The 25,630-nt window shown below is 70.3% G+C and carries 25 protein-coding genes and 3 tRNA genes; 15 read left to right on the top strand and 13 right to left on the bottom strand.

Going from position 1 to position 25,630, the window contains the following annotated elements:
• Positions 1 to 110: 110 nt before the first annotated feature.
• Together leuD and leuC are read right to left on the bottom strand one after the other, a co-directional pair.
• Positions 111 to 716 (bottom strand): 3-isopropylmalate dehydratase small subunit, encoded by a 606-nt coding sequence (gene leuD, locus ABZY89_RS28250; protein ID WP_160024554.1) that lies wholly within the window; start codon positions 714 to 716, stop codon positions 111 to 113.
• A gap of 1 nt (position 717) precedes the next feature.
• Positions 718 to 2,130 carry a 3-isopropylmalate dehydratase large subunit gene (gene leuC, locus ABZY89_RS28245; protein ID WP_355232501.1) on the bottom strand — a complete coding sequence of 471 codons (1,413 nt, stop codon included), beginning with the start codon at positions 2,128 to 2,130 and terminating at the stop codon, positions 718 to 720.
• A 143-nt stretch (positions 2,131 to 2,273) separates the two neighbouring features.
• Here leuC and ABZY89_RS28240 point away from each other — a divergent pair, with 143 nt between their 5' ends.
• Positions 2,274 to 2,996, top strand: a complete 723-nt coding sequence (locus tag ABZY89_RS28240; protein WP_008358359.1) for an IclR family transcriptional regulator — start codon at positions 2,274 to 2,276, stop codon at positions 2,994 to 2,996.
• Between the two features lie 115 nt (positions 2,997 to 3,111).
• Here the strand turns inward: ABZY89_RS28240 and ABZY89_RS28235 are convergent, their stop codons facing one another.
• From ABZY89_RS28235 to ABZY89_RS28225, 3 genes are read right to left on the bottom strand one after another with little or no spacing between them, the layout of a single operon-like run.
• Entirely contained in the window at positions 3,112 to 3,504 is a 393-nt protein-coding gene (locus tag ABZY89_RS28235) for a hypothetical protein (protein WP_355232500.1), read from the bottom strand.
• A gap of 50 nt (positions 3,505 to 3,554) precedes the next feature.
• Entirely contained in the window at positions 3,555 to 4,034 is a 480-nt protein-coding gene (locus tag ABZY89_RS28230) for a methylated-DNA--[protein]-cysteine S-methyltransferase (RefSeq protein ID WP_355232499.1), read from the bottom strand.
• On the bottom strand, positions 4,034 to 5,521 hold the full coding sequence (locus tag ABZY89_RS28225) for an Ada metal-binding domain-containing protein (protein WP_355232498.1): 1,488 nt from the start codon (positions 5,519 to 5,521) through the stop codon (positions 4,034 to 4,036). Before ABZY89_RS28225 ends, ABZY89_RS28230 begins: the two co-directional genes overlap by 1 nt.
• 175 nt (positions 5,522 to 5,696) lie before the next feature.
• Between ABZY89_RS28225 and ABZY89_RS28220 the strand changes: the two genes are divergently transcribed.
• From ABZY89_RS28220 to hutI, 6 genes are all read left to right on the top strand, one after another.
• Positions 5,697 to 6,851, top strand: a complete 1,155-nt coding sequence (locus tag ABZY89_RS28220; protein WP_355232497.1) for an LCP family protein — start codon at positions 5,697 to 5,699, stop codon at positions 6,849 to 6,851.
• Between the two features lie 23 nt (positions 6,852 to 6,874).
• Positions 6,875 to 8,416: a histidine ammonia-lyase gene (gene hutH / locus ABZY89_RS28215; RefSeq protein WP_355232496.1), complete on the top strand. Its 1,542-nt coding sequence runs from the start codon at positions 6,875 to 6,877 to the stop codon at positions 8,414 to 8,416.
• Between the two features lie 8 nt (positions 8,417 to 8,424).
• Positions 8,425 to 10,080, top strand: coding sequence for a urocanate hydratase (gene hutU, locus ABZY89_RS28210; protein WP_355232495.1), 1,656 nt, complete (start codon positions 8,425 to 8,427; stop codon positions 10,078 to 10,080).
• A gap of 127 nt (positions 10,081 to 10,207) precedes the next feature.
• Positions 10,208 to 11,431, top strand: a complete 1,224-nt coding sequence (locus tag ABZY89_RS28205) for an allantoate amidohydrolase (RefSeq protein ID WP_355232494.1) — start codon at positions 10,208 to 10,210, stop codon at positions 11,429 to 11,431.
• A complete protein-coding gene (locus tag ABZY89_RS28200; RefSeq protein ID WP_355232493.1) occupies positions 11,428 to 12,810 on the top strand; it encodes an amidohydrolase family protein in 1,383 nt (460 codons plus the stop codon). The genes ABZY89_RS28205 and ABZY89_RS28200 overlap by 4 nt, the downstream gene beginning before the upstream one ends.
• Positions 12,807 to 13,952, top strand: a complete 1,146-nt coding sequence (gene hutI, locus ABZY89_RS28195; RefSeq protein ID WP_355232492.1) for an imidazolonepropionase — start codon at positions 12,807 to 12,809, stop codon at positions 13,950 to 13,952. The genes ABZY89_RS28200 and hutI overlap by 4 nt, the downstream gene beginning before the upstream one ends.
• A gap of 1 nt (position 13,953) precedes the next feature.
• On the opposite strand, the gene ABZY89_RS28190 is transcribed toward hutI, so the two are convergent.
• Positions 13,954 to 14,526, bottom strand: a complete 573-nt coding sequence (locus ABZY89_RS28190; RefSeq protein WP_355232491.1) for an XRE family transcriptional regulator — start codon at positions 14,524 to 14,526, stop codon at positions 13,954 to 13,956.
• A gap of 18 nt (positions 14,527 to 14,544) precedes the next feature.
• On the opposite strand from ABZY89_RS28190, the gene ABZY89_RS28185 reads away from it, so the two are divergent.
• Complete coding sequence (locus tag ABZY89_RS28185; RefSeq protein WP_355232490.1) at positions 14,545 to 15,084, top strand: arsinothricin resistance N-acetyltransferase ArsN1 family B; 540 nt, start codon at positions 14,545 to 14,547, stop codon at positions 15,082 to 15,084.
• A 21-nt stretch (positions 15,085 to 15,105) separates the two neighbouring features.
• On the opposite strand, the gene ABZY89_RS28180 is transcribed toward ABZY89_RS28185, so the two are convergent.
• The 6 genes from ABZY89_RS28180 to ABZY89_RS28155 form a co-directional block, all read right to left on the bottom strand.
• Positions 15,106 to 15,178 (bottom strand) — tRNA-Glu (locus ABZY89_RS28180).
• Positions 15,179 to 15,344: 166 nt separating this feature from the next.
• Positions 15,345 to 15,417 (bottom strand) — tRNA-Glu (locus tag ABZY89_RS28175).
• A 63-nt stretch (positions 15,418 to 15,480) separates the two neighbouring features.
• Positions 15,481 to 15,552, bottom strand: a tRNA-Gln gene (locus ABZY89_RS28170).
• 103 nt (positions 15,553 to 15,655) lie between these two features.
• The gene (locus ABZY89_RS28165; protein WP_355232489.1) at positions 15,656 to 16,624 is read right to left on the bottom strand and encodes a CPBP family intramembrane glutamic endopeptidase; all 969 of its coding nucleotides are present in this window, start codon (positions 16,622 to 16,624) and stop codon (positions 15,656 to 15,658) included.
• Between the two features lie 19 nt (positions 16,625 to 16,643).
• The gene (gene gltX, locus ABZY89_RS28160) at positions 16,644 to 18,173 is read right to left on the bottom strand and encodes a glutamate--tRNA ligase (RefSeq protein WP_355232488.1); all 1,530 of its coding nucleotides are present in this window, start codon (positions 18,171 to 18,173) and stop codon (positions 16,644 to 16,646) included.
• Positions 18,174 to 18,184: 11 nt separating this feature from the next.
• Positions 18,185 to 18,997 (bottom strand): fumarylacetoacetate hydrolase family protein, encoded by an 813-nt coding sequence (locus ABZY89_RS28155; RefSeq protein WP_355021010.1) that lies wholly within the window; start codon positions 18,995 to 18,997, stop codon positions 18,185 to 18,187.
• A gap of 70 nt (positions 18,998 to 19,067) precedes the next feature.
• Between ABZY89_RS28155 and ABZY89_RS28150 the strand changes: the two genes are divergently transcribed.
• The 4 genes from ABZY89_RS28150 to ABZY89_RS28135 all read left to right on the top strand — a co-directional run bounded on the left by ABZY89_RS28150 (position 19,068) and on the right by ABZY89_RS28135 (position 22,781).
• On the top strand, positions 19,068 to 19,913 hold the full coding sequence (locus ABZY89_RS28150; RefSeq protein ID WP_355232487.1) for a 3-methyladenine DNA glycosylase: 846 nt from the start codon (positions 19,068 to 19,070) through the stop codon (positions 19,911 to 19,913).
• Positions 19,914 to 19,981: 68 nt separating this feature from the next.
• Entirely contained in the window at positions 19,982 to 21,070 is a 1,089-nt protein-coding gene (locus tag ABZY89_RS28145) for an alpha/beta fold hydrolase (protein WP_355232486.1), read from the top strand.
• 44 nt (positions 21,071 to 21,114) lie between these two features.
• A complete protein-coding gene (locus tag ABZY89_RS28140; RefSeq protein ID WP_355232485.1) occupies positions 21,115 to 21,723 on the top strand; it encodes a pentapeptide repeat-containing protein in 609 nt (202 codons plus the stop codon).
• Positions 21,724 to 21,743: 20 nt separating this feature from the next.
• Positions 21,744 to 22,781, top strand: a complete 1,038-nt coding sequence (locus ABZY89_RS28135) for a DUF2330 domain-containing protein (RefSeq protein WP_355232484.1) — start codon at positions 21,744 to 21,746, stop codon at positions 22,779 to 22,781.
• Here the strand turns inward: ABZY89_RS28135 and ABZY89_RS28130 are convergent.
• A complete protein-coding gene (locus ABZY89_RS28130; RefSeq protein WP_355232483.1) occupies positions 22,767 to 23,336 on the bottom strand; it encodes a TetR/AcrR family transcriptional regulator C-terminal domain-containing protein in 570 nt (189 codons plus the stop codon). The two genes, ABZY89_RS28135 and ABZY89_RS28130, sit on opposite strands and share 15 nt — an antisense overlap.
• 111 nt (positions 23,337 to 23,447) lie before the next feature.
• On the opposite strand from ABZY89_RS28130, the gene ABZY89_RS28125 reads away from it, so the two are divergent.
• From ABZY89_RS28125 to ABZY89_RS28115, 3 genes are all read left to right on the top strand, one after another.
• Positions 23,448 to 24,059 carry a biotin transporter BioY gene (locus ABZY89_RS28125; protein WP_355232482.1) on the top strand — a complete coding sequence of 204 codons (612 nt, stop codon included), beginning with the start codon at positions 23,448 to 23,450 and terminating at the stop codon, positions 24,057 to 24,059.
• Positions 24,056 to 24,745, top strand: a complete 690-nt coding sequence (locus ABZY89_RS28120) for an ABC transporter ATP-binding protein (protein WP_355232481.1) — start codon at positions 24,056 to 24,058, stop codon at positions 24,743 to 24,745. Before ABZY89_RS28125 ends, ABZY89_RS28120 begins: the two co-directional genes overlap by 4 nt.
• Positions 24,746 to 24,911: 166 nt before the next feature.
• Complete coding sequence (locus tag ABZY89_RS28115; RefSeq protein ID WP_355232480.1) at positions 24,912 to 25,514, top strand: energy-coupling factor transporter transmembrane protein EcfT; 603 nt, start codon at positions 24,912 to 24,914, stop codon at positions 25,512 to 25,514.
• Positions 25,515 to 25,630 lie beyond the last annotated feature (116 nt).

The raw sequence follows: 25,630 nt of genomic DNA, 5'->3' as shown, positions 1-25,630 counted from the left end.
CGACGAGAGTGCACTCTCGTCGCCCACAACTGACGATTCGACCTACGTAACTGACGCCTCGGCCGGCCTACGTGACGCCTCGGCCGACGCGAGCGCCTTCTCGGCGATGCTCAGGCGTGCAGGGTGACCGGCTTGAAGGAGGGCCGGGTGGCCTCGTACGTGGCGATGTCGTCCTCGTGGGAGAGCGTGATGCCGATGTCGTCGAGGCCCTCGAGGAGGCGCCAGCGGGTGTAGTCGTCGATGTCGAAGGAGTCCTCGATGGCGTCGGGGCCCTCGCCTGCACGGACGGTGCGCGACTCCAGGTCGACGGTGATCTGGGCGCCGGGGTTGTCGTCGAGGTAGTCCCACAGCTTCTGGACGACCTTCTCGTCGACCTTCGCCGCGAGCAGGCCGGCCTTGCCGGAGTTGCCGCGGAAGATGTCGCCGAAGCGGCTCGAGATGACCACGCGGAAGCCGTAGTCCATCAGCGCCCACACAGCGTGCTCACGCGAGGAGCCGGTGCCGAAGTCGGGGCCGGCGACGAGGACGGAGGCCCCGGCGTACGCCTCGTTGTTGAGGACGAAGGTCGGGTCGTTGCGCCAGGCGGCGAAGAGGCCATCCTCGAAGCCGGTGCGAGTCACGCGCTTGAGGTAGACCGCGGGGATGATCTGGTCGGTGTCGACGTTGCTGCGGCGCAGCGGCACACCGGCGCCGGTGTGGGTGGTGAACTTGTCCATGTCAGGCCTCCACGAGAGTCAGGTCGGCGGGCGAGGAGAGGGTGCCGCGTACGGCGGTGGCGGCGGCCACCTCCGGCGAGACCAGGTGGGTGCGACCGCCCTTGCCCTGGCGACCCTCGAAGTTGCGGTTGGACGTGGAGGCCGAACGCTCGCCGGGGGCGAGGGTGTCGGGGTTCATGCCCAGGCACATCGAGCAGCCCGCGCCGCGCCACTCGGCGCCGGCGTCGAGGAAGATCTTGTGCAGGCCCTCCTCCTCGGCAAGGAGGCGCACCTTGGCCGAGCCGGGGACGACCAGGAAGCGGGTGCCGTCGGCGACCTTGTGGCCCTGGATGATGTCGGCGGCCGTACGCAGGTCCTCCATGCGCCCGTTGGTGCAGGAGCCGAGGAAGACGGTGTCGATGTGCACCTCGCGCATCGGGGTGCCGGCCTCGAGACCCATGTAGGTCAGGGCCTTCTCGGCCGCGATCTTCTCGTCGGCGTCCTCGAAGTCGTCGGGGCTCGGGACGGCGGCGCCCAGCGGGACGCCCTGACCCGGGTTGGTGCCCCAGGTGACGAACGGGGTGACCTCGGCGGCGTCGAGGACGATCTCCTTGTCGAAGACGGCGTCCTCGTCGGTGACCAGGGACTTCCAGTGCGCGACGGCCTGGTCCCAGTCGGCGCCCTTCGGAGCCTCGGGCTTGTCCTTGATGTAGGCGAAGGTCGTCTCGTCGGGGGCGATCATGCCGGCCTTGGCGCCCCACTCGATCGACATGTTGCAGATCGTCATCCGGGCCTCCATGGAGAGCTCACGGATGGCCTCGCCGCGATACTCCACGATGTAGCCCTGGCCACCGCCGGTGCCGGTCTTGGAGATCAGCGTGAGGATCAGGTCCTTGGCGCTGACGCCCTCGGGCAGCGTGCCGTTGACCGTGACAGCCATGGTCTTCGGCTTGTCCTGCATCAGCGTCTGGGTCGCCAGCACGTGCTCGACCTCGGAGGTGCCGATGCCGAACGCGATCGCGCCGAACGCACCGTGCGTCGAGGTGTGCGAGTCACCGCAGACGATGGTCATGCCCGGCTGGGTGAGCCCCAGCTGCGGCCCGACCACGTGCACGATCCCCTGCTCGGCGTCGCCGAGCGGGTGGAGACGTACGCCGAACTCCTCGGCGTTCTTGCGCAGCGTCTCGACCTGGGTGCGGCTGACCGGGTCGGCGATCGGCTTGTCCCAGTCGAGGGTCGGGACGTTGTGGTCCTCGGTGGCGATGGTGAGGTCGGGACGACGCACCTTACGGTTGGACAGACGCAGGCCCTCGAAGGCCTGCGGACTCGTCACCTCGTGGATGAGGTGAAGGTCGATGTAAAGGAGATCGGGCTCTCCCGCGGTCGACCGGACGACATGCTCGTCCCACACCTTCTCCGACAAGGTCCTGCCCATGACACGTTCTCCATCTGGCATCTTTGGTCTGTAATGGCCGGTGGCGGCTCGAGCGTTGAATCGCAATGTCAGATCCGCCACTTCCAGTCTGCTTCTCCGAGCGTAACGTTGCATCTCAGGTTCTGAGAAGTTAGTCTTGCGATATGGACAGTTCCAGCGGTGTGGGCGTGCTCGACAAGGCCGCCCTTGTGCTCACAGCTCTCGAATCCGGCCCTGCGACCCTGGCCGGTCTGGTGGCCGGGACGGGTCTCGCCCGTCCGACCGCACACCGTCTGGCGGTCGCCCTCGAGCACCACCGTCTGGTCGCTCGCGACATGCAGGGCCGCTTCGTTCTCGGCCCGCGGCTGGCCGAGCTGTCCGCCGCCGCCGGCGAGGACCGGCTGCTCGCCACCGCCGGGCCCGTCCTGGCGCGCCTGCGCGACATCACCGGTGAGTCGGCGCAGCTGTGGCGGCGCCAGGGCGACTTCCGCGTCTGCGTCGCCGCCGCCGAGCGCCCCTCCGGCCTGCGCGACACCATCCCCGTCGGCTCGCAGCTGACGATGCGTGCCGGGTCGGCCGCTCAAATACTGATCGCGTGGGAGGACCCCGAGCGCCTCCACCGCGGCCTGCAGAACGCCGCCTTCTCCGCCGCCGCCCTCTCCGGCATCCGCCGCCGCGGCTGGGCCCAGTCGATCGGCGAGCGCGAGGCCGGCGTCGCCTCGGTCTCCGCTCCCGTCCGCTCCCCCGGCGGCAAGGTCATCGCCGCCGTCTCCGTCTCCGGCCCGCTCGAGCGGCTCACCCGCCAGCCCGGCAAGATGCACGCTCCCGCTGTCCTCGCCGCCGCCGACCGGCTCTCGGAGTCGCTGCGGCGCGCGGCTGCGGAGTAGCTGCTGTCACTCCAGCCCCAGGAATACCCGGTTGACCGGGTATTCCTGGACTTGTCAGGTGTTTCAGTGCCCGTCAAGTCCAAGTTTCGCCGGTCGACCGGGTATCCCAGCGACCTCAGCCGCAGATCTCCCGCACCGCGTCGCGCACGGCCTTGAAGTCCTCCGTACGAGTCTGGTCCTCGGCCGACGCGACGATCACCGCCACGCGGTAGTCGTCGAAGAGCCGGGGCTGGGCGTCCTCGAGGTCGCCGGTGACCAGCACGACGACTCCGGCCGCGGTGCTCTCGGCGAACCGCACCGACCAGGTCGGCTGCTGGAGCCCGCCGACGCGTTCGATCGTGTCCTTCGCCTCGTCGCTCGACACGTCCTGGTCACACCGCGCCCGGCCGTTTACCAGCACTGCGTTCTCGGCCCCGGTGCGGCTCTCGCTGGTTGCAGGCTCCGCAGGTTCGGCAAGCTCCTCCGCGCCGCACGCGGCGAGAGCAGCCACGAGCGCGGCAGCCGCCACCGACCTACGCCACAACTGCGGTCTCGGACGCCACAACTGCAGTCTCGGCATCAGAAGAGGACGCCGCTCTCCAGGCCCAGCAGCGTCGTCTTGCGGTCCAGGCCACCGGCGTAGCCGGTCAGGGAGCCGTCCGCGCCGACGACGCGGTGGCACGGGATGACGATGGGGATGGGGTTCCTTCCGTTGGCGAGCCCGACGGCGCGGGCGCCGTGGCCGGTCAGCGACAGCCGGCCGGCGATCTGGCCGTAGGAGGCGGTCGTGCCGTACTCGATCTGCTGCAGCTGCTCCCAGACACGCGTCTGGAACGCTGTGCCCGAGGGCGCCAGCGGGAGGTCGAAGCTCGTCCGGTCACCCTTGAAGTACTCGGCGAGCTGCCGGGCACACTCCAGCAGCAGCGGATCCGAATCGGACCGGTCCCCCAGCACCCGGCCCTTGGCGTAGTCGGCCGGCATGAAGTCGATCGCGGTGATCGCGCCGTCGCGCGCGACCAGCCGGAGCTCGCCGACGGGTGAGTCGATGAGAGTCCACATCACAGTTTCTCCAAGGCAGTCAGTGAGGTCCACAGGTAGAGCAGGGCGTACGAGCGCCACGGCCGCCACGCAGCGACATCCGCCGCGGGCGCACCGAGCACTTCCAGCGCTCGTTTGATGCCGACATCGGTCGGCAGGAAGACATCGGGATGGCCGAGAGCGCGCAGCGCGACGTAGTCGGCGGTCCAGGGACCGACCCCGGGCAGGCTGATCAGCTGCTCGTGCACGACGTCGCGGTCGGTGCCGCGGTCCAGCTGGAGCTCGCCGGAGGCGAGCGCCGCGGCCAGACAGGTGACCGCGCGCCCACGCGAGCGCGGCATCGGCATGCCGGCCGGGTCGGCTGCGGCAAGGGCGTCCGCGGACGGGAACAGATGGGTGAGGCCGTCGATATCGGTCGCGATCGGGCGGCCGTGCTCGGCGACGATCCCCGCCAGCACCGTGCGCGCGCCGGCGACGGAGACCTGCTGCCCCACGATCGTACGCAGCGCCAGCTCGCCCCCGTCGACGGTGCCCGGCACCCGCAGCCCCGGCAGGGCCAGGGCCAGCGGCCCGATCACCTCGTCGCCGACGAAGACGTCGCCGACGGCACGCGGGTCGCAGTCGGCGTCGAGCAGCCGGCGAGCGCGCTCGACCGCAGCGGTGGTGTCGCGCAGGTCGGCGAGCTTGAAGGTCGCGTGGACGAAGCCGGTCTCGCCCTCGGGGATGTCGGCGAGCTCGAGACGCAGCGTGCCGGGCCCGTTGGGCAGGTCGAGCGTGCGGGCGAACCATCGCCGCCCGCCGTCGACCCCCGCGACCTCGACGCCCGGCACCAGGTGGTCGCGCAGGAAGGCGTACAGCGCCCGGCCGGCGAACGGGGTGCGGACGGCGAGCCGCAGAGCGATCGTCCCGTCGGCCCGGCGTCGCGACCCTCGGCGGCCGCGGAGCTCGGTCGGCGAGGCCGCATAGACCTCGCGGACGGTGTCGTTGAACTGACGTACGCTCGAGAAGCCGGCCGCGAAGGCGATGTCCGCGAAGCCGAGCTCGGTGGTCTCGACCAGCGTCCGGGCGGTCTGCGCGCGGCGCGCCCTGGCCAGCGCCAGCGGACCGGCGCCGAGCTCGGTGGTCAGCAGCCGGGTCAGGTGGCGTGGCGAGTAGCCGACCCGGCGAGCCAGTCCCTCGACGCCTTCCCGGTCGACGACGCCGTCGGCGATCAGCCGCATCGCGCGCCCGGCCAGGGTCGCCGCCACATCCCACTCCGGGCTGCCCGGGGTGGCATCGGGGCGGCAGCGCTTGCAGGCCCGGTAGCCGGCCGCCTGGGCTGCCGCAGCGGTCCGGTGGAAGGAGACGTTGACCAGCGCCGGAGTCCGGGCCGGGCACGAGGGCCGGCAGTAGATCCCGGTCGAGGCCACCGCCGTGTAGAAGATGCCGTCGAAGCGCCGGTCGCGCGAACGAACAGCGCGGTAGCACGATTCGAAGTCGAGTCCGTTCACGCTCGTCGTCCCATCCATGTCCACCATGTTGCCGCGTTCGGAACGAAATTACGCGCGGTTTTCGGACAGTGCCTTCCTCATGGTTTCACAATGCCGTTACCTGAAGCAGCAACCTCTCGGCTCACTGGCGCGTAGAACCTGTGTGGGCTGCACACGCAGACGGTCCGCTCAGGCGGACGGGCGAGGGAGGGTGATGAGGACCGAAGCGAGGTCGGGGACACGTACGGTCGTGCTCACCGTGGTGGTCACGATGCTGTTCCTGGCGGTCGGCACCGGGATCGGCACCTGGGCGTTCTACGACCACCTCAACAGCAACCTCGGCTCCGGTGGCGACATCAAACACCTCGTCGACGAGCCGGAGAACAAGGACGAGGGCCCCAAGCAGCCGCTCAACATCTTGATCCTCGGCACCGACGGGCGTGCCTGCGAGGGCTGCTCGATCGACGGCGAGGGTGGCTCTGGCGGCTCCGACAGCACGATCCTGCTGCATGTCTCCGCCGACCGGACCTCGGCCTACGGCGTCTCGATCCCCCGCGACGCGCTCGTCGACCGGCCGGAGTGCACCGCCCCGGACGGCACCACGGTCCCCGAGGCGAGCGGCGTGATGTGGAACGAGGCCTACTCCCTGGGCGGCCCGATCTGCACCGCCCGCCAGACCGAGCTGCTCACCGGGATCCCGATCGACCACTACCTCGCGCTCGACTTCGCCGGGTTCCGCGGGATGGTCGACGCCGTCGGCGGGGTCAGGATCTGCATCCCGGAGGCGATCGACGACGAGGAGCACAACATCTTCCTGCCCGCCGGCACCCACAACCTGCGCGGCAAGCAGGCCCTCGACTACGTGCGCAACCGCTCCTCGACCCCCAATGCCGACCTGGGCCGGATGCGGCGTCAGCAGTACTTCCTCACCGCCCTCGCCACCAAGGTCCTCTCCGCCGGCACCCTGACCCGCCCGCGCCGGCTCGCCACATTCGCCACCGAGCTCTCCAAGTCGATCACCACCGACGTCGGCTCCGTCGCCGAACTGGCCGCTCTGGCCGGCGAGATGCGCGACCTCGATCCGTCGAGCATCGAGTTCGAGACCGTACCCAACCGGGCCTATCCCGCCGGCGACCCCAACTGGGGCCGTCTCGAGATCCTCCCGGCGGCCGACGAGCTGTGGCAGCGGATGCTCGACGACCGTCCGCTCCACGACGCGACGGCCTCCGCTGCCCCTTCCCCCACGACCTCCGCCACACCGGGAAATCCCGAGGTCAGCGCCTCACCGGACGAGGTCCCGGCCGACTCGGTGAGCCCCGAGGACCAGGAGAAGGACGCCGCCGACAACGGCCTGTGCTCACCCGCCTGAATGTGATGTGATCCACTCTGGTCATGACCTACACCACGGTTCCCGTCGGGGTCGGTGCCCTCACCTTCGATCAGGTAGTCGCCGTCGCCCGTCACAACACCCCCATCACCCTCACCGACGAGTCGCTGACCGCGATGGCCACGAGCCGCGAGCTCATCGAGTCGCTGGCTCACGACACCCGGCCCCACTACGGCATCTCGACCGGTTTCGGCGCCCTGGCCAACACCTCGATCCCGCCCGAGCACCGCGCGCAACTGCAGGCCTCGCTGGTCCGTTCGCACGCCGCCTCCTCAGGCGCGGAGATCGAGAAGGAGGTCGTGCGCGGCCTCATGCTGCTGCGTCTCTCGACCCTCGCCACCGGGCGGACCGGTGTGCGCCCCGAGGTCGCCCAGACCTACGCCGCGCTCCTGAACGCCCAGATCACCCCGGTGATCGGTGAGTACGGCTCGCTCGGCTGCTCCGGCGACCTGGCCCCGCTGGCGCACTGCGCGCTCGCGGCGATGGGCGAGGGCGACGTGCGCAACGTCGACGGCGACCTCGTCTCCGGCGCCGACGCGCTGGCGGCCGCCGGGATCACCCCGGTGCAGCTGCGCGAGAAGGAGGGGCTGGCGCTGATCAACGGCACCGACGGGATGCTGGCGATGCTCGTCCTGGCGCTCGCCGACCTCGACGATCTGGTCGCGACCGCCGACATCGCCGGAGCGCTCAGCATCGAGGGCCTCCAGGGCACCGACAGCGTCTTCGCCGAGGACCTGCAGGCCCTGCGCCCGCACGCCGGCCAGGCGACCTCGGCGGCCAACATCCGTGCCGTCCTCGCGGGCAGCGGGATCGTCGCCGACCACCGCGGCACCGGGTTCACCCGGGTGCAGGACGCCTACTCGCTGCGCTGCGCGCCTCAGGTCCACGGCGCGGTGCGCGACACCATGGCCCACGCCGCCCGGGTGGCCGAGACCGAGCTCGCCAGCGCGGTCGACAACCCGGTGGTCACGCTCGACGGCCGGGTCGAGTCCAACGGCAACTTCCACGGCGCACCGATCGGCTACGTACTCGACTTCCTGGCGATCGCCACCGCCGACCTCGCCTCGATCTCCGAGCGCCGCACCGACCGGTTCCTCGACAAGTCGCGCAACCACGGGCTGCCGCCGTTCCTGGCTCACGACCCCGGGGTCGACTCCGGGCACATGATCGCGCAGTACACGCAGGCCGGCATCGTCTCCGACCTCAAGCGGCTCGCCGTCCCGGCGTCGGTCGACTCCATCCCCACCTCCGCGATGCAGGAGGACCACGTCTCGATGGGCTGGAACGCCGCCCGCAAGCTCCGCCGTGCGATCTCCGGAGCGCAGCAGGTCGTCGCCATCGAGGTCCTCACCGCCGCCCGGGCGATCGACATGCGTGCCCCCGAGCGTCCCGGCCCTGTCGGCGCCGCGCTGGTCGAGGAGATCCGCAAACTGGTTCCCGCGCCCGGCCCGGACCGCTTCCTGTCTCCGGACATCAAGTCGGTCGTCGGCCTCGTCGCCGACGGCACCCTTCTTTCGCGTGCGCGCTCGCTCGCTTCAGTGATGTGATGAGCGACATGAGCGAACCACGCACTGTCCGCGCACCGCACGGCCCCGAGATCACCGCCAAGAACTGGCAGACCGAGGCCGCCAAGCGCATGCTGATGAACAACCTCGACCCGGACGTGGCCGAGCGCCCCGACGACCTGGTCGTCTACGGCGGCACCGGCCGCGCCGCGCGATCCTGGGAGGCGTACGACGCCATCGTCCGCACCCTCGACGAGCTCGAGGCCGACGAGACCCTGCTGGTGCAGTCCGGCAAGCCGGTCGGCGTCTTCCGCACCCACGAGTGGGCTCCCCGGGTCCTGATCGCCAACTCCAACCTCGTCGGCGACTGGGCGACCTGGCCGGAGTTCCGGCGGCTGGAGTCGCTCGGCCTGACCATGTACGGCCAGATGACCGCCGGCTCGTGGATCTACATCGGCACCCAGGGCATCCTGCAGGGCACCTACGAGTGCTTCGCCGCCATCGCCCGCAAGCGGTTCGGCGGGTCGTTGGCCGGGACGCTCACGCTGACCGGCGGCGCCGGCGGCATGGGTGGCGCCCAGCCGCTCGCGGTCACGCTCAACGAGGGCGTCGTGATCGTCGTCGACGTCGACGCGGCCCGTCTCCAGCGCCGTGTCGACCACGGCTACATGGACACCGTCGCGTCCTCGCTCGACGACGCGCTCGCCCAGGCCGAGGAGGCCAAGAAGTCGCGTACGCCGCGCTCCATCGGCCTCGTCGGCAACTGTGCCGCGGTCTTCCCGGAGATCCTGGCGCGCGAGGTCGACATCGACATCGTCACCGACCAGACCTCGGCGCACGACCCGCTCTCCTACCTCCCGCTGGAATACACCGTCGAGGAGTGGGCCGCGCGGGCCGCGGAGGACCCCGACGACTTCACCGAGAAGGCGCAGGCCTCGATGGCCAAGCACGTCGAGGCGATGGTCGGCTTCATGGCTCGTGATGCCGAGGTGTTCGACTACGGCAACTCTCTGCGCGAGGGCGCCCGTCTGGGCGGTTTCGCGAACGCCTTCGCCTTCCCCGGCTTCGTCCCCGCCTACATCCGGCCGCTCTTCGAGGAAGGCCTCGGCCCGTTCCGGTGGGCGGCGCTCTCGGGTGACCCCGAGGACATCGCCAAGACCGACCGGGCGATCGTCGACCTCTTCCCCGAGAACGAGGGCCTCAAGCGCTGGATCACCCAGGCGGGCGAGAAGGTGCACTTCGAGGGCCTGCCCGCCCGGATCTGCTGGCTGGGCTACAAGGAGCGTCACCTCGCCGGGCTGAAGTTCAACGAGATGGTCGCCTCCGGGGAGCTCTCCGCGCCGGTCGTGATCGGTCGCGACCACCTCGACTCCGGCTCCGTGGCCTCGCCCTACCGCGAGACCGAGGCGATGAAGGACGGGTCCGACGCGATCGCCGACTGGCCGCTGCTCAACGCGCTGCTCAACACCGCCTCCGGCGCGAGCTGGGTGAGCATCCACCACGGCGGCGGCGTCGGCATCGGCCGCTCCATCCACGCCGGCCAGGTCTGCGTCGCCGACGGCACTCCGCTCGCCGCGGAGAAGATCGAGCGGGTCCTGACCAACGACCCCGGCACGGGCGTCATGCGCCACGTCGACGCCGGCTACGAGCACGCGCGCGATGTCGCTCGTGAGCGGGGCCTCAACGTCCCGATGCTCGACGCCTGACAACGGCCACGACTGTGATGGTCTCGACCAGCGGTGGCCCCGCTGGTCGAGCCGCCGGAGCCGCTAGGCGGAGGCGTGCCGAGACCAACACAGCTCCTTCTCCGAACGACCTGAACCAAGGACCTGAATGACACTCGACGTCGTCACCCTGCTCAACGAGATCGCCGAGATCGGCCGCGACCCCGTACGCGGCGGCTACTCCCGGCATGTCTACGAGCCGGCCGAGCTGGAGCTGCGGGAGTGGTTCCGGCGTACGTCAGCAGACCTCGGCCTCGAGGTCGAGACCGATCGCAACGGCAACATCTGGGCCCATTGGGGCCGCGGGGACGGAGCGATCGCGATCGGTTCCCACCTCGACTCGGTGCCGGGCGGGGGCGCCTACGACGGCCCGCTCGGGGTCGCCTCCTCCCTGGCCGCGGTCTCGGCGCTGATGGAGGAAGGGTTCGTGCCTGCCCGGCCGGTGACGATCGCCGCGTTCGGGGAGGAGGAGGGCTCGCGGTTCGGCATCGCGTGCCTGGGCTCGAAGCTGATGACCGGTGCGCTTCCCGGCGCGACGGTGGCAGCGCTCACCGACGACGCCGGGGTGACGTACGCCGAGGCCTGCCGTGCCGACGGGATCGGCCCGGCCGGACTGGGCCGCGACGAGGAGCGGCTGGCGAGCCTGGCGGCATTCGTCGAGCTCCACGTGGAGCAGGGCATCGGGCTCGCCGACCTGGATGCTCCGGTCGCGGTGGCCTCCTCGATCCTTGCCCATGGCCGCTGGAAGCTGGTCTTCTCCGGTGAGGGCAACCACGCCGGTGCGACCCGGATGCGCGACCGGCGCGACCCGGTCGCCGCGATGGCCGCCGCGGTCCTGGCCGCCCAGCGCATCGCGTCGGCCCACGACGGGGCCGACGCCGCCCGGGCCACGATCGGCCGCCTCACCCCGATCCCGGGCGGCACCAACGTCATCGCCTCCCGGGTGGATGCCTGGCTCGACGTACGCGGCGACACCGACCCGCAGACCCGAGCCCTGCTCGAGGAGATCCTGGCGGCCTCGCACGCGGCCGCCGAGGAGCACGGTTGCACCTTGGAGGTGACCGAGGAGTCGTACGTCTCCACCGTCCATTTCGATCCTGACCTGCAACAACGCCTCGTCGGCGCACTGGGCGGAGTGCCGGTGCTCGCCACCGGCGCCGGCCACGACGCCGGCATCCTGGCCGCCGAGATCCCCACTGCGATGCTCTTCACGCGCAATCCCACCGGCGTCTCCCACTCCCCCCACGAGACCGCCACCGACGAGGACTGCCGCGCCGGGGCGAGGGCGCTGACAGAGGTCGTCCGGCTGCTGGCGAGCGAGCCCCGCCGATGACCCGGATACACGCCGAGCGGGCGCTCGTCGAGGGCCGCGAGCTCACCGACGTCGTGATCGAGGTGACCGACGGCCGGATCACCGCGGTCACCCCGGGCGGGAGCCCCGAGGCCGCCGACCTCCGCCTCGGCACCGTGCTCGCCGGCTCCGCCAACGCCCACTCCCACGCGTTCCACCGCGCGCTGCGCGGCCGTACGCACGACCAGGGAGGTGACTTCTGGCGCTGGCGCGAGCAGATGTACGCCGTCGCCGACCGCCTCACCCCCGACTCCTACGAGCGCCTGGCCGAGGCCGTCTTCGCCGAGATGCTGGTGACCGGCTGGACCACCGTCGCGGAGTTCCATTACGTCCACCACCGCGCCGACGGGACGCCCTACGAGGACCCCAACGCGTTCGGCGCCGCGCTCACCAGGGCCGCGAGCAGCGTCGGCATCCGGCTGACCCTCCTCGACACCCTCTACCTGACCAGCGCCCCGGGCAAGCCGCTCCTCCCCGAGCAGAGCCGCTTCGGGGACGGCTCGGCAGAAGGGTGGCTGGGTCGCTGGCACGACCTCCGCGCGGGGTACGGCATTTTCCCGCCATGGCGGGAAAATGCGAGCGCCAGCGCGACGAAGACCGAGCACAATCCCGCCATGGCGGGAATTTGCCCGATCAACATCGGCGCAGCGATTCATTCGGTACGAGCCGCCTCGCCCGACGACATCGCTCACGTCGCCGCCAACCTCCCGCCCGATGTACCTCTGCACATCCATCTCTCCGAGCAGCCCGCGGAGAACGAGCAGTCGCTCGCGGCGTACGGCCGGACGCCCACGCAGGTTCTCGCCGACGCCGGGGCGCTCTCCCCGCGCACCTGGCTGGTCCATGCCACGCACCTGACCGACGCCGACATCGCCCTCATCGCCGACAGCGGCGCCGGGGTGGTGATGTGCCCGACCACCGAGGCCGACCTCGGCGACGGCATCGGACCCGCCCGCGAGCTGGCCGACGCAGGCGTACGCATCGCGCTCGGCTCCGACCAGAACGCCGTCATCGACCCCTGGCTCGAGGTGCGCGGCCTGGAGGCCGGCGAACGGCTCCGCAGCCGACAGCGCGGACGCTTCTCCCCCACCGACATCGAGACCGCCCGCGCCAGCTCCGGCTACGCCGCCTCCGGTCTCCCGGGCGGCCTCCGGATCGGAGCCTGCGCCGACCTGGTGGAGATCGACCCCGATTCCGTACGCACCGCCGGAGCCGCCCTCGACCAGATCGCCTTGGTGGCGACCGCCACCGACGTACGTCGCGTCGTGGTCGGCGGGCGCGTCGTGGCCGAGGACGGTCGTCTGGCCGACGGTCGCGACCCGGCCGCCATGTTCACAGAAGCGTTGAAGGAGCTCCGATGAGCCTGTTGCTGACCAACATCGGCGAGCTGACCACCCACACCGAGGAGCACGGCACCCTCCACGACGCCGCGGTGGTGATCGAGGACGGCCGGATCGCTTGGGTCGGCCCCGCCGGCAGCGCCCCGGCAGCGGACACGCGGGACGACCTCGACGGTCGCGCGGTGCTCCCGGGCTGGGTCGACTCCCACACCCACCTGGTCTCGATGGGCGACCGCGCCGAGGAGTTCATCGACCGGATGGCCGGCCGGCCCTACGAGGCCGGTGGGATCATGCGTACCGTCGAAGCCACCCGCGCCGCCACCGACGACGACCTCCGCGCCCGGGCGCGATGGCTGCGGGTGGAGGCATACCGCGGCGGCACCACGACGATCGAGGCCAAGACCGGCTACGGCCTCGACGTCGAGACCGAGCAGCGGCTCGCGCGAATCAGCGCCGAGCACGCCGAGGTGGTCACCTATCTCGGCGCTCACGTCGTCCCTGCGGGCGTGGACCGTCGCGCCTACATCGACCTGGTGACCGGCCCGATGCTCGCCGCCGTCACGCCCTATGCGACCTACATCGATGTCTTCTGCGAGCAGGGCGCCTTCGATGTGGACGAGTCCCGCGAGATCCTCGAGGCCGGCCGCGCCGCCGGCCTCGGCGTCAAGCTCCATGGCAACCAGCTCGGCGAGTCCGGCGGCGTACAGCTGGCCGTCGAGATGGGCGCGACGAGCGTCGACCACTGCAACCACCTGAGCCCGACGGACGTCGACGCGCTCGCCGGGTCGGACACCGTGGCTACGCTCCTTCCCGCCTGCGACCTCTCCACCCGCGAGCCCTTCCCGCCCGCGCGCGAGCTGGTCGACGCGGGTGCCACGATCGCGATCGCCTCCAACTGCAACCCCGGCTCGTCCTTCACGACCTCGATCGGCTTCTGCGTCGCCACCGCCGTCCTCCAGCAGCGCCTGACCTTCGAGGAGGCTCTCTGGGCAGCGACGGTCGGCGGCGCCACCGCGCTCGGCCTCGATGACTCGGTGGGACGGATCAGCGAAGGTGGCCGCGCCGACCTGCAGGCGCTCGACGCCCCCTCCGCCAAGCATCTGGCCTACCGACCCGGGGTCCCTCTCACCCACAAGGTCTGGAGCAGCGGCAACCCGGTCTGAGTCACCCGCGCCGCTTGCCGATCACGACCAGGTAGCGGCACGGCTCGTCGGTCGGATTCACGAAGACGCAGTCGGCGGGCGGCCCCAGCTGCAGGCAGTCACCCGCGTCGAGCTCGTGGACGAGGTCACCCTCGACGAACCGCAGATGCCCCGAGAGCACCCAGATCTGCTGCTCCTTGAAGTGGTACGCCGAGGCCGGCGAGGCCACCGACGCACCGGCCGGGAACTCCACCTCGACCAGCTCCAGGATCCCGCGCGCGGGCGGCGAGACGGCGCGGCGTACGTAGCCGGTCTCTGGGTCCGTCCACTCGGTCTGCTCCGAGCGCCGGGCCACGCGGACCGCGTCCCCCTCGGCCCGCGCGATCAGCTCCGACAAGGTCAGCTCCAGCGCTCCGGAGAGCCGGGTGAGCAGGACCGCGGTCGGCTGTGCCTCGCCCCGCTCGATCTTCGAGATCATCGCTCGGGAGACCCCGGACGCCTCCGCGAGCCCCGCGACGGTCATCCCGAGCGCCTCCCGCGTCGACCTGATGTTGGACGCCAGGGCTTCACCGAACTTGTCACTATCGTCAGCCACGTGACTACTATAGGAGACATGCCTCCTGCCTGGACCATCCGCCACGCGACGCCCGCGGATGCTGCCGCCTGCGCGGCGATCTACGAGCCGTACGTCCGCGACACCGTCATCTCCTTCGAGACCGAGCCGCCGACGCTCGAGGAGATGGCCCGCCGCATCGAGTCGTCCCTGGCCGAGCACGCCTGGCTGGTCCTGGAGACAGAGGGCGAGGCCGGGCCGGAGGTGCTCGGCTACGCGTACGCAACCCAGCACCGCACCCGCGCCGCCTACCGCTGGGCCTGCGACGTGTCCATCTACCTCGACCGCGACCGCCGCGGCAACGGCGCCGGCAAGGCCCTGTACGCAGCCCTGTTCCCATACCTGAAGGAGCGCGGCTTCCACCGCGCGCTCGCCGGCATCGCCATACCGAACGAGGCCAGCCTCGGGATCCACCGCTCCTTCGGCTTCACCGAGGTGGGGACGTACAGAAGGATCGGCTGGAAGTTCGACGCCTGGCACGACGTCACCTGGATGCAGCTCGACTTGGACCCGGAGAACCAAGAAGCCCCGAGTCAGTGACTCGGGGCTCCCCGTGCGTTGTACCCCCGACCGGATTTGAACCGGCGTTACCGCCGTGAGAGGGCGACGTCCTAGGCCGCTAGACGACGGGGGCTTGCACCTCCTGCGATGACCTTTCGGCCCCGCGGGCAGGAGAAACATTACCGGATGACCTGGCGATCCCCCACATCGGGGAGCCCCTCCGGCAGCGGCCACAACGATGCCCACAGCAGAAATAGCGAAGAGCCCCGAGTCAGTGACTCGGGGCTCTTCCTGCGTTGTACCCCCGACCGGATTTGAACCGGCGTTACCGCCGTGAGAGGGCGACGTCCTAGGCCGCTAGACGACGGGGGCTTGCAGCGGGTGAAACCTTAGCGAACCGCTTCGGTGACTCCCAAATCCTCCAGAGAGGATCCGCTGGGCTACTAGGACTCGAACCTAGAATAACTGGACCAGAACCAGTCGTGTTGCCAATTACACCATAGCCCATCGTCTTCGTTGACTTAGCCTGAGAGGCCGCCAACAAGAGCGATCCGGCCCTCGGGATTTCTCCCTCGAACCGAGAGGAAACATTACCGGCGAGGGCCCCAGGCTACGAAATCGGCACGCCCGCTGGGCCCGATCCCGGGCTCTTCGTCGTGGTCGAGAGGCCGGCTGACCGCGCGGCCCACACGGTCAGCGCCAGGAAGACGCCCGACTGGACCAGGGTGACCGGGATCCGCCACCACGAACCCTCGCTGGTGTTGAGCACCGTCGAGATGTCGCCGAAGGCCACGGCCATGCCGAGGCTGACGAAGTTGTTGAGGACATGCATCGCGATGCCCGCCTCGATGCCTCCGGTGGCGATGACGCAGATCCCGGCGACGATGCCGAAGGCGAACCGGTCCAGGAACAGCGGCAGATCCTGGGACCCGTGGGCGAAGGCGAACAGCAGCGCGGTGATCGTCACCGAGACCGTACGCGCGCCCAGCATCCCGCCGAAGAGCGATCCGAAGGTCTGGAAGATGTAGCCGCGGAAGAGGTACTCCTCCCCCGCCGCCTGCAGCGGGGTGAGGAGCACGATCACGAGCACGAAGTCGCGCATGGTGCTCGTCCAAGGGTTGAGGGTGTTGGCGCCGAGGTCCTCTCCCGGGATCGGCAGCCGGGAGGCGATGATGACGGTGACCACCATCGTGATCGCCGCGATCCCGAGACACTGCAGCAGCCATCGCCAGCGGATCCGTTGTTCCACCGAGGCCAGCCACCCCGGTCGCAGCCCGTGCAGCGCCCAGCACAGCAGCATCGCCGCCGGGATCGCCCCGGCCAGAGACAGCAGCAGGAACGCCAGCGACTCCGGCGTGACGTTCTCCACGTCGGCCACACGGACCATCCCGTTGGAGACGTCGTCGCCGGCGAGCACGAAGAAGACCTCGAACGCGGCCAGAACCACCGCCGGCGAGACGAAGAAGACACACAGTCCGATCAGGATGAGTCCGATCAGGGGTCGTCCCCAGCCACTGCGCCCGCTGCGCTGCACCTGGTAGTACGCCAATCCCGAGGGCGGCTCCATGACCGTGCTCATCCTGCCCGTCCTGCCACGCTCAGCTCCTCCCGAGAACCGCCTTCAGGCGCCCCAGCGTACGCTCCCGACCGAGCAGCTCCATGGATTCGAACAGTGGCGGGCTGATCCGCTTGCCCGTCACCGCGACCCGCACCGGGCCGTAGGCCTTGCGCGGCTTGAGCCCGAGGCCGTCGATGAGGGCCGCGGTCAGCGCGTCCTGGATCTCGGCCGTCGACCACGCGTGAAGCCCCACGAGAGCGTCGTGCGAAGCCCGGACGACACCCAGGCCCTCCTCGTCGAGCAGCTTGGCGGCGTCCTCCTTGTCGAGCGCGAAGTCGGCCTCGGGGACGAAGAGGAACCGCAGCATGTCGGAGGCCTCGCCCAGCTTGTTGATCCGCTCGGCGACCAGCGGCATCGCGGCCTCGAGCATCTGGGCGTCGGCATCGTTGACCGGGTCGCTGATGATCCCGTCGGCCTTGAGGTAGGGAATCACCCGGTGGGTGATGTCCTCGACCGGCAGCAGCCGCATGTGGGAGGCGTTGATCGCCTCCGCCTTCTTGACGTCGAAGCGGGCCGGGTTCTTGACCACGTCGTGGATCTCGAAGGCCTCGACCATCTCCTCCATGGTGAAGATGTCGCGGTCGGCCGCGATCGCCCAGCCCAGCAGCGCCACGTAGTTGAGCAGCCCCTCGGGCAGGAACCCCTCCTCGCGGTACTTCAGCGCGTGCGCCTCCGGGTCACGCTTGGAGAGCTTCTTGTTGCCCTGGCCCATGACGTACGGCAGGTGGCCGAAGAATGGGGCACGCTCGGCCAGGCCGACCTCGATGAACGCGTCGAAGAGCGCGATCTGCCGAGGGGTCGAGGACAGCAGGTCCTCGCCGCGGAAGACGTGGGTGATGTTCATCGTGGCGTCGTCGACCGGCGCCGTGAGCGTGTAGAGCGGGTCGCCGTTGGCACGCGCGAGCGCGTAGTCGGGGACGTGCTTGGTCTCGAAGGTCACCTCGCCGCGGACGAGGTCGTTGAAGGTGATCGAGCCGTCGGGCATGCGGAAGCGCGGGACCGAGGAGCGGCCCTCCGCCTCGTACGCCTTGATCTGGTCCTCGCTCAGGTCACGGCAGTGGTTGTCGTAGCCCTGGGCCGGGGCCTCGCCCTTGATCCCCTCGGCCTTCGCGGCCTTGTAGGCGGCCAGGCGCTGCTCGTAGCGGGCGGTGGTCTCCTCGCCGGTGCAGTAGCACTCGTAGACGTGGGAGGAGGCGCGCAGCCGGCCGAGCGCGTCGGCGTAGATCTCCGAGCGCTCCGACTGGCGGTAGGGGCCGTAGGGGCCGCCGACCTCGACGCCCTCGTCCCAGTCGAGACCGAGCCAGCGCATCAGGTCGATGAGCCCGTCGTAGGACTCCTGGGTGTTGCGCGCCTTGTCGGTGTCCTCGATGCGGAAGACGAAGGTGCCGCCGTGGTGGCGGGCGAAGGCCCAGTTGAACAGGGCGGTACGGACCAGGCCGACGTGGGGCGAGCCGGTCGGCGAGGGCGCCATCCGGACCCGGTAGTCCTTCGGCTCGAGTGTGTTATTCAACCCGTTGTCAGTCAACGCTGTGCCACCTTGTTGGTCAGAGCTCCGAGCCCCTCGACGAAGATCTCGATCTCGTCGCCGGGCTCCATGGGGCCGACACCCTCGGGGGTGCCGGTGAGGATCACATCGCCCGGCAGCAGCGTCATGACGCTGCTGATGTGGGCGATCAGCTTCGGGATGTCGTGGACGAGGTCCTTCGTGGACCCGTCCTGGACGACGTCCCCGTTGAGGAAGGTCTGGATGCGTACGCCGGCAGCGAGCTGCTCCGGCTCGACGTCGGTCTCGATCCAGGGACCGAGCGGGCAGAAGGTGTCGTAGCCCTTCGCCTGAGAGAAGTGCTTGAGCCGCCGCTGGACGTCGCGTGCGGTGACGTCGTTGGCGACCGTCATCCCGTAGATGACGTCCTTCACCTTCTCCACCGGGACGTCGCGGCAGATCCGTCCGATCACGATCGCGAGCTCGCCCTCGAAGTGGAGGTCCTCGACGTTGCTCGGTCGCTGGATCGCGTCACCGGGGCCGCAGACCGCGGTGTTGGGCTTGATGAAGAAGAGCGGCTCCTCCGGGACCTCGTTGCCGAGCTCGGCCGCGTGCTTGGCGTAGTTGCGGGCGACCGCGACCACCTTGCTGCGCGGGATCACCGGCGCGAGCAGCTTGACGTCTTCGAACTTGTGGACCTGGTCGGTGATGTTGACACCCGAGAACAGCGGGTCGCCCTGGAGCGCGACGACTGTCGCGTCCTCGCTGAGCTGGCCGTAGCCGTCGAGGTCCCCCATGACGACGCCGAACTGGGGCTCGCCACCCTTGGTCGTGAATCTGGCGATGCGCACGTGCTGAGCCTATCCGGACCCGTCGCCACGATTCACTTCACTATGCGCCGCCTTCGTAGGCTTGTACGTCGTGGAGGTGCTGTCGCGTTCGGAGTGGACCGCTCACGCGGCAGCTCACCGCGCACGCCTGACGCCCTATGTCGAGCCGCATCTCGCCCGCCGCGGCGCCCGGGTCAAGCACCCGGTCAACGACTTCCTCTTCACCTACTACTCCTACCGGCCCGCTCAGCTGCTGCGCTGGCATCCGGGGTTCGGGGTGAGGCTGTCGGACGCTGCGGAGTATTCCTCGTTGCGCGGCTACGCCTCCGGAACCGTCTCATCCGACTTCCTCGCCGACAAGCGCCTGCTCGTCGAGACCCTCCTGAAGCTGCTGCGGGCCACCGCCTCCCGCGAGGCCAACTTCGGCTGCTTCGGCCTCCACGAGTGGGCGATGGTCTACCGGCTGACCCCAGAACAGGTACGCCACGCCGACTGGCCCCTGCGGCTCGGGACCACCGGCACCGACCGCGTGGTCGAGTCCCACCGCATCGCCTGCAGCCACTTCGACGCGTACCGTTTCTTCACCCCGCCCGCGGCGCCGCTCAACACCCTCTCGCCGCGGTCCGACGACCGGGCGGCCTTCGAGCAGCCGGGCTGCCTGCACGGCAACATGGACCTCTACAAGCACGCCTTCCGGCTCTCGCCGCTGGTCTCCTCCGACCTCATCGCCGACTGCTTCGAGCTCGCCTGGGACATCCGCACGATGGACATGAAGGCCGCTCCGTACGACCTCTCCGAGCTCGACCTCGACCCGATCCGCATCGAGACGGCCGCCGGGAAACAGGAGTACGCCGCCGCCCAGCGCGCCTTCGCCGAGCGCGCCGCCCCGCTCCGCGAGCGCCTGATAGCCGAGTGCGAGCGGCTCATCGACGCGTAACGGACGTCACACACGGTGCGAGCGTGCTCCCGCCGTGACCTCGAAGGACGGGTTACGTTAAGCCCACAATGGCCATCCTCCCCCACCCCCGACAAGCTGCCGCCTCGATCGCCACCACGGTCGGCGCCGCCGCGGGGAACGTCGCGCACTCGCTGCTCTACGGCGGGCTCGCCGACCTCCGGCCGATGCCGCGTACGTTGATCGACGACGGCAACCGACGCGAGCTCTACCACTACCGGCCCGTGGCGGGGACGACGCCGGAGGGCGACCCGGTGCTGCTGGTGACGCCGCTGGCGGCGCCGGCGATCTGCTACGACCTGCGGCGCGGCTGCTCGGTCGTCGAGCACCTGGTGGGGACGAACCGGCCGACCTATCTGGTCGAGTACGGCGAGGTGAACTTCGCCGACCGCAGCCTCGGCATCGAGCACTGGATCGCGCACGTCGTGCCGGAGGCGATCCGGTCGGTCTCCGAGCACGCGGGCGGGCGGCCGGTGCACGTGGTCGGCTGGTCGCTGGGCGGGATCTTCACGATGCTCGCCGCCGCGGACGCCCCCGACCTCCCGATCGCCTCGCTGGCGGTGCTCGGCTCGCCCTGCGACGTACGTCAGGTGCCGTTGATCGCGCCGCTGCGGCCGCTGCTCAACCTGCCGCCGGGCAACCTGGTCACCACCGCCTACCAGGCGTTCGGTGGCGCTCCGAAGCCGCTGGTCAGGTGGGCTTTTCAGATCTCCTCGGTCGACAAGATGTTCACCAAGCCGGTCGCGAAGCTGTCCAACCTGGCCGACCGTGAGTTCCTCGCCCAGCTCGAGGCGGTCGACCGGTTCACCGACAACATCATCGCCTACCCGGGGCGTACGTTCGGGCAGCTCTACCACCACTTCTTCCGCACCAACGCGCTGTTCAGCGGGCAGATCGACCTCAGTGACGACCACTCCGTCTACCTGCGCGACGTCAAGCAGCCCACGCTCGTCGTCGCCGGCGCCAACGACGGCATCGGCCCCGTCGCCTCGGTCCGACCGCTGGTCGACCTGCTCACCGGCGCCGAGGAGCTCCGCTTCGAGATCGTCCCCGGCGGCCATCTCGGCCTGCTCACCGGCCGCGCTGCCCGGAACAGCACCTGGCCCCTCCTCGACGAGTGGTTCACCCAGCACGACTGATCCGGACCGTCTCAGTGTCGGTGGCGGGTGGCAGGGTGTGCGCCATGCCGAACCCACCCGCCGAGGCGACCGACGAGCACTTCCGCAACGAGGACTGGTACGCGGCCGACCTCACCGGGGCTCGGTTCGTCGACTGCGTCTTCACCGATGTCGACCTCACCGAGGCGACGACGTCGGCGGCGCTCTTCGAGAACTGCACGTTCCACGGCGGGCGATTCAACGCCTCGACCCATGTCGGCTCGGCGTTCGTCGGCTGCGACTTCCGGCGTACGAACTTCTTCGACTCGACGTTCGAGGGCTGCAAGCTCAGCGGGAGCGAGTTCTCGAACTGCACCCTGCGGCCGCTGAAGGTCACCGGCGGCGTGTGGCGGGGTGTCTCGCTACGCGGCGCGAAGCTCGCTCGGCTCGACCTGTCGGGACTGGACCTGCGCGACGCCGACCTGTCGCTGGCCGATCTCACCGACGCGGTCCTGCGAGACACCCGGCTGGACGGAGCCACGCTCCAGGAGACGACGTTGCACGGCGCCGACCTCCGCGGGGCCGGCCTCGACCGCGTCGACCTCACCGCCGCGTCGCTGCGCGGCACGAAGCTGGACCTCGCCGGCGCCGTGATGCTCGCCGAGCAGCACGGCGCGGAGGTCGAGACGGCGTGACCACCGATAGGTTGTCCGCCATGTCTCGTGGAGCGACTCGCATCGCCTTGGTCGCCGTCGTCGCCGGCCTGCTGCTGGTCCCCGGTTCCGCGCGTGCGTGCGCTTGCGGGGCGGCGTACGTCCCGGAGGGGCACACCGTCGAGGCCGGGGAGGAGATCGCGTTCCTGAGCTGGGCGGAGGAAGGCGAGCGGGAGCGGCTCGAGATGCTGCTCGGGATCACCACAGAGACGCCCGACCTCGCGGTCCTGGTGCCGACGCCGACCGTCCCGGACGTCACCCAGGGAGACCCGGAGCGGTTCGACGAGCTGGCACGGCTCACCACCCCGCCGCCGGAGAAGAACTGGTCGCTCTTCGACGAGGACGGAGCCGGGGCGCCGCCCGGAGCCGCTCCCGACGTCATCTCACGGACGGTGCTCGAGGACGTCGTCGCGACGGTCATCGAGGGCGGCGACGCGAGCGGGGTGGCTGCCTGGCTGCGTACGAACGGGTATGCGGCCAAGCCCGAGCTCGAACCGGTCATCGCCGACTATCTCGAGGAGGGCTGGCGATTCACGGCGGTCAAGATGCGCGGCGACAAGCCGTTCGACGGGTACGCCGACCCGATCGTGCTCACCTTCGACACCCCGACCCTCGTCTACCCGATGCGGCTCAGCTCGGTCGCCGACGATCTCGGCGAGGTCACGGTCTTCACCCTCGACCGTACGTTCCGGTCGCCGCTCGCCTCCTGGACGACCTCGGAGGAGCCCGAGGCCGCGGTGGAGCTGGTCGAGGACGGGGTCCACGACGACGTGCTCGACAACCTCGTCGAGCGGGGCCAGAACCGGCTGACCAAGTGGACGTTCTCGATCGAGGACCCGGCGGCGCTCACCAGCGACCTCGAGCTCACCCGGGAGCCGGAGATCGCGGAGACCTTCGCGCCGGCGGCGACCGAGTCGGCGCGAGACGCCGAACGGAACCTCTCCCCGTGGGTGGCCGTGCTCAGCGGAGCCCTCGGTCTCGTCGTCGGGGCCGGGGCGGTCCTGCTGCTGCGCAGGCGCCGGTCCTCAGCGGTCGGCTGAGGCCTCTCGGACGGCCTTGGCCATCGAGATGCCGGCGGCGATCAGGCCGAGGCCGGTGACGAAGTCGTCGGTGTCGCGTACGTCGTCCTCGATGGCGCCCGCGGCGGCGGCCTGGAGGTGGGTCTGCTCGTCGACGGCGTGACCGTAGACGAAGTGGAGCAGAGTGCGGGCGGCGACGGGGGCGAGATCGCCGAGGCCGCCGTCGTTCAGCGCCGCGACGAGGTCGTCGTGGGGCTGGGTCGCGCCGAGCCCGAAGGCCCAGACGGTGGCGACGACCTCGGCACCGTCGCGGTAGGCCAGCAGCGAGTCGCGCAGGTCGGTGCAGATGCCGGTGACGCGTACGTCCCAGGCCCCCGACGGCTCGTGCCGCCCCCGGAGCAGGATCTCGTCGGCCACCGCAGCCAGCAGGGACTGCTTGTTGGCGAAGTGGTGGTAGAGCGCGCTGGGGCGTACGCCGAGCTCGGTGCCGAGCCGACGCATCGTCAGGTCGGCGAGACCGTAGTCGTCGAGGACCTGCAGCGCGCGGGCGACGACGTCCTCACGGCGGTATCGCATGTTGCTCCCAGGGGCCGGGTAGTGGGACGAAGTGGACGAAGACGTACGTCGACCTTAACCTGAACACCGTTCACCTGACCAAGGTTCAGGTCTGAGTACGCAGGAGCGAGTATGACCGAGTCCCCCACCAGCACGGAGTCGACCCCGGAGGCCGACGAGTCGAAGCCGGCCCGTTTCACGACCACCGACATCGCCCTGATCGCGGCGTTCACCGGGCTGATCTGCGCCTCCACCCTGGTCGGCGACATCCCGACCGGCACCGCCGTGCCGATCACCCTGCAGACCTTCGCGGTCGCGCTCTCCGGGGCGCTGCTCGGTCCCGTGCGGGGATTCCTGGCCGTCGCGCTCTACCTGCTGCTCGGCGGCATCGGCCTGCCGGTCTACGCCGACCACACCTCCGGCTTCGCGAAGTTCGCCGGGATCTCGGGTGGCTACCTGATCTCGTTCCCGCTGATGGCGGCGCTGGTCGGCTTCCTGGTGAAGTACGTCGCCGGGCCGGCCCGCACCCGGGCCGTCGTCGTGTTCCTGTGCTCGATCGCCGGCTCGATCCTGATCGTCCACCCCCTCGGCATCGCGGGGATGATGATCTACTCCGGCGAGCCGCTGAGCACCGTGTGGAAGTGGGACCTGCCGTTCTGGTTCGGCGACCTGGTCAAGACCGGGCTCGTGGCGATCGTCGCGGCCGAGGTGCACCGAGCCTTCCCGAACCTGCTGCGCCGATGATCGAGCTCGATGCCGCCACAGTCGCTCTCGCCGAGGACGAGGGCGGCCGGGTGCTGCTCTCCCCCACCTCGCTGACGCTCACCGAGCGCCGGATCGCGATCATCGGCGGCAACGGCTCCGGGAAGTCGACGCTCGCGCGGCTGCTGAACGGCCTGGTGTCCACGACCTCGGGCCGGGTCCTGGTCGACGGCCTCGACGTCGCCCGCAAGGGCAAGGAGGTACGCCGCCGCGTCGGCTTCTGCTTCACCGACCCGGCTGCGCAGCTGGTCATGCCGACCTGCGTCGAGGACGTCGAGCTGTCGCTGCGGCGGCTGGTTCGCTCGCCGTCGTCGCGGCGCACTCAGGCTCTCGAGGTGCTGGCGCGGTTCGGGCTGGAGGGGCTGGCCACGCAGTCGGTCCACACGTTGTCGGGCGGGCAGCGGCAGCTGCTCGCCCTGGCCGGGGTGCTCGCCGCGGAGCCGTCGATCATCGTCGCCGACGAGCCGACCACGTTGCTCGACCTCGCCAACACCCGCCTGGTCGCCGACGCGCTCTTCGGGCTCTCGCAGCAGCTCGTCCTGGTCACCCACGACCTCGATCTGGCCGCGCGGTGCGACCGCGCTCTGGTCGTGGCTGACGGGGCGGTGACCTTCGACGGACCGGCCCCCGAGGCCGTCGCGCACTACACGCAGTCGGTGGGCGTGTGACGGCCGCAGGCGTCGCGCACTTTCCCGCCATGGCGGGGTTGTGCGCGCGGGCAGCAGCTCGGCCGGCTGCAGAATCCCGCCATGGCGGGAATCTGCACGCACCTGACGACCGCAGCCCCAGCATTTTCCCGCCATGGCGGGAAGATGCCGCACAACGGGGACGCCGATGAGCTACCTCCTCGGCGCCTATCTGCCCGGTGACAGCCTCCTGCATCGCGCTCCCGCTGGCGCGAAGCTGCTCGGGCTGCTGGTGTTCAGCACCCTGCTCGTGGTGCTCCACGGCCTTGTCGCCACCGGGGTGCTCTTCGGGATCGCGGTGGGGGTCACGCTCATCGCCCGGCTGCCGATGCGGCAGGTGGGGCGGGCGGCCCGCGGCGTACTCCTGGTCGCGCTCGTCCTCTCCGCGCTCCAGGGCTACGCCCACGGATGGCCGCGGGCGGTCGAGGCCGGCGTCGACCTGCTCTCCCTCGCGCTCGGTGGCCTCATCCTCACCGCCACCACCGAGGTCAACGCGATGCTCGACCTGTTCACCCGGCTCATCACGCCGCTGAAGCCGATCGGCGTCAACCCGGACGGGGTCGCGCTCGTGATCGGCCTGGCCATCACCAGCATCCCGGCGAGCATCGCGCTCCTCCTCGAGACCCGGGACGCGGCTCGCGCTCGCGGGATCCGGCACCCCAGGGCGTACCTGTCCCCCTTCGTCATCCGCGTCGTCGCCCGCGCCCACGAGACCGGCGACGCCCTCAAGGCCCGCGGCCTCGGCGACTGACCCCTGCCGAATCTGTAGTTCTGTCGCGCGAATCTGTAGTTGTGGGTGACGAAGGTCAGACCCGCGCGACCCCGCGGGCTGGGGCGCACCGCAGCAGATCATCACGCCGTGGCAGA

The organism is Nocardioides sp. NPDC006303 (assembly GCF_040613175.1).
In the GTDB taxonomy this organism is placed as follows: Bacteria; Actinomycetota; Actinomycetes; order Propionibacteriales; family Nocardioidaceae; genus Nocardioides.
The sequence above is the reverse complement of the archived record's forward strand: the minus strand, read 5'-3'. Positions and strand labels throughout refer to the sequence as shown.